Annotated in this window: 2 protein-coding genes; both read right to left on the bottom strand. The window is 70.0% G+C overall.

The features are described 5' to 3' along the window. The coding region (gene tssM / locus AC1DOC_RS24215; protein ID WP_478130655.1) for a type VI secretion system membrane subunit TssM at positions 1 to 2564 on the bottom strand (2564 nt) is incomplete at its 3' end. Then, positions 2561 to 3726 (bottom strand): DotU family type VI secretion system protein (locus tag AC1DOC_RS24210; protein ID WP_478130654.1); only part of this gene is annotated, 1166 nt, incomplete at its 5' end. The genes tssM and AC1DOC_RS24210, both read right to left, overlap by 4 nt.

Genomic DNA, 3726 nt, shown 5'->3' with positions numbered 1-3726 from the left:
CCCTTGCGCGTGCTCGCGACGGTGGCGGTCGCCTTGCTCACCACGTCCTTGGGCTGGTCGGCGGGGATGAGCGTGGTCTCCTTCACCACCGCGCGCAAAAAGTTCGCAAGCGGCGAGCCCACGCCCGAGAGAATGCGCGCGGCCTCGATGTTCTTCTCGAGCCCGCTGGCGCGGATCAGCCGCACGTCGGCCAGGAGCGCCTCCCAGACCTTGACGTACTCCGCAAGATAGAGGCGGCGCACGCGGTCGGTCAGCGCGCCGAGCGCCGCCACGTCGCGCATGCGGTCGGCGGCGCTGCGGTCCTGCCCGAGCACCCACGGGTCTTCCTGCGCCAGCAGGCCGGTGAGCACCGTCACTTCATTCTGGAAGCGCTYGTGGTAGCCGTCGTAGGTGAACATGCCCGGCACGCCTTCGGTCAGCGGCTTGCCGCTGATGCGCTCGAACACCAGCGGCGCCGAGGGGCCGGCGGCGGTGGCGATGCTGAAGGCCGGAATGTCCTTGGTGGCGCGCTGGCGCTTCAGGCGGCTGAACACGCGCTGCTCCAGCGGATAGCTCGCGAGCACCGCGCGCACGCTGCGCACCAGGTTCTCGTCCATCTTGAGCGGCGAGCGCGGCGGGCCCTGGGCAATGAGCACGTCGAGCTGGTCTTCGAGTGCCTGGCGCTGGTCCTCGGGAATGCCGCGGTCCAGGCTGCGCGCCCAGTCGAGCGTGATCCAGGCCTTGAGCGCCTCGGCATCGAAGTGCTCGGGCTGGTAGAGCATGAGGTAGCTCTTGAGCGCCTCGTAGGTGTATTCGAGGTTGTCCTTCTGCGCGGTGCGCAGCTGGTCCTCGATGCGCTTGGCGATCTGCGGCAGGAAGGCGTCGTTGAGCGCGCGCTGGTGCGTGAGCATGGCGGCGGCGTCGAGCTTGTCGCCCTGGTAGAGGCCGAGCGTCATCGACAGCGRCTCGTCGCCCTGGCGATTGTCGGGCGTCTTCCAGATGTCGCGCAGGCCCTGCAGCACGGGCGCCACCTCCACCAGGTTCTGCACCCGCGAAGGCAGGGCCGCGAGGGTCTGGCGCGCGGGGTCGACGCGCGCCTCGACCGACTTCAGGTAGTTGAGGTTCTGCAGCGTGCTGTAGCCCCAGCCCGCGAGCAGCGCGAGCGTGACCAGCGTCATGGCCGCCACGCCCGCCATGCGCAGCGCATGGCGCCGGCGCTCCAGCTTCACGTTGGCGCCGGCCAGGCGCTGCTCGGGGAACACCACCTCGCGCAGCAGCGCAGTGAGAAAGTAGCTGCGGCCGCTGGACTTCTGCGGCGCGAGCATCGCGCGCTCGATGCCGAAGCTGCGCGAAAGGCTGCCCATCACGCGGTCGATCGGGCTGCCTTCCTGCGTGCCGCTGGTGAAGTACACGCCGCGCACCCACGGCGGCTGCGCGAAGCGCGAGCCGGTGAAGACCTGGTCGAGCAGGTCCGACAGCATCGAGCCGATGGAGCCGAACTGCGCCGGAAAGCCGAAGATCGCCGCGCGCCGCGTGCCGTCGGTCTCGCGCTGCATGCGTGCGATGAGCCCGTCGTTGACGCGGTTGTGCAGCAGCGCGAATTCGCGGTGAAAGGCCGTGGACAGCCCCTTCTCGTCGGCCTGCACGTTCTCGTCGGCCGCCAGCGTGAAGCCGAAGACCTGCGCGCGCTGCTCCTTGCCCAAGTCGTCGAAGTAGTCGGTAAAGCCATAGAGCAGGTCGCTCTTGGTGACCAGCACGTACACCGGCAGCCGCGTGGTGAGCTTCGCATCGAGCTCGAGCAGCCGTGCGCGGATGGACGCGGCCAGCTGCGTGCGCTGCTCGGGGCCCTGGCTCAGCAGGTCGGCCACGCTCACCGTGAGGAACACGCCGTTGAGCGGCCGGCGCGGGCGCGCCTTCTTGAGCAGGCCGAGGAAGCCTTCCCACGCGCTCTTGTCTTCCGACTGGTGGCTGTCCTGCGTGGTGTAGCGGCCGGCGGTGTCGATGAGCACGGCCTCGTCGGTGAACCACCAGTCGCAGTTGCGCGTGCCACCCACGCCGCGGATCGCGCCGGGGCCGAACTTCTCGGCCAGCGGGAACGAGAGGCCCGAGTTGACCAGCGCCGTGGTCTTGCCCGCGCCAGGCGCGCCGATGAACACGTACCAAGGCAGGTCGTACAGGTAGCTGCCGCCGGAAATGGAGAGCCAGTCGCGCCAGCCGGGCTTCTTGCCCGCGGCATGCAGGCGCATCTGCTTGAGCGTGGCCACGGCTTCGCTGAAGCGCGTGTCCAGGATCTTCTGCTCGCCGTTGACCGGCGCATCGGCCTTGGCGGCGGGCGCCTTCATGAGGCCGTCGGTCAGGTGCTGGCTCGCACGGCGCGCGCGCCAGCGGCGGTAGATCGCGCGCAGCACCACGACGAGCACGATGGCGCCGATCAGCAGCGCGCGTGCGAGCTCGCTTTCGAGCGGCACCCACGCGCCGATCTTCACCAGCGGGCCGATCCACCAGATCAGGAGCGCGACGATGACCAGCGCCAGCAGCGTCAGCAGCAGCGGGCTGAACAGGAAGCCGAAGATTTTCTTGATCATTTCGTCACTCCCGCCGCGGCAGCCACGCGGTCCGGCTCGGACAAGAGCACGATGTCCACCCGCCGGTTGCGCGCGCGGTTGACCGGCGTGTCGTTGGCGGCCACGGGCTCGGCGTCGGCCTTGCCGTCGGAGCGCATGCGCGCCGGATCGACCAGCGTGGTGAGCGCGCCCTTCACCGCATCGGCGCGCGCGGCCGACAGGTGCCAGTTGGAGGGATAGCGCAGCGAACGGATCGGCTGGTTGTCGGAGTGGCCGGTGATCAGCACCTCGCCCTTCACCTCGGCCAGCGCCTGGCCGATGCGGCGCAGCACCGGCAGCGAGGCCGCCATCGGCTCGGCGCTGCCGGAGCCGAAGAAGGAATCGCCGCGCAGCCGCACCACGCTGCGGTCGGCCTCGTCGGTCACGGTGACCAGGCCCTGCTTGATCTCGGGCTCGAGAAAGCGCGCGAGCCGCGGCGACTTGGCCGGCGCGGCAGGCGGCGCAATCTGGAGGTTGGGCACGCGCAGGCCCGACACCGCGGCATAGGTGGTGTCGGAGCGGTAGTTGAGCGTGAGCCTGAGGCCGAACCAGGCCAGCGCAAGCAGCAGCGCGAAGCCGGCCGCGAACACCCACAGCGGCAGCGATTCGCGCAGCCGCACCGTGCCCGCACCCTGCCCGCGCCAATGCGGCGAAAGCTCGGCTTCGAGCGGCGGGCGGTCCTTGGCGATCAGGTCGGCCAGGCGCTGGCGCACCGAGTCGAGCTGCGCGCGGCCGTTGTCGACCACGCGGTAGCGGCCTTCGAAGCCGAGCGCGAGCACGCTGTAGATCAGCTCCAGCAGCTGGCGGTGCGTGGGCACGTCCTGCGCGAGCTTGGCGAGCAGCTGGAACACCTTCTCGCCGCCCCAGGTCTCGTTGTGGAACTGCACCAAGAGGCTCTGCTTGTTCCAGCCGGCCTGCACGCCCCAGGGCGTGTTGGCCACGGCTTCATCCAGCGCGGTGCACAGCACGTAGCGTGCGGCCAATACCGATTCGTTGCTGGCGCCGGCGCGGCGCGCGGCGGCATCGAACTGGTTCACCGCGTCGGCGGTGGAGGCACGCAGCGCCGGCACGTTGGGCGGCTGCACCAGGTTGCGCAGCTTGCCGATCAGCACCAGCAGCTTGCCCGCGGCCGAGACCAGCGGAT

The organism is Variovorax sp. 01T439_2, assembly GCF_056398445.1.
Note: the sequence above shows the minus strand (reverse complement) of the source record. Positions and strands in the feature narration are given on the sequence as shown.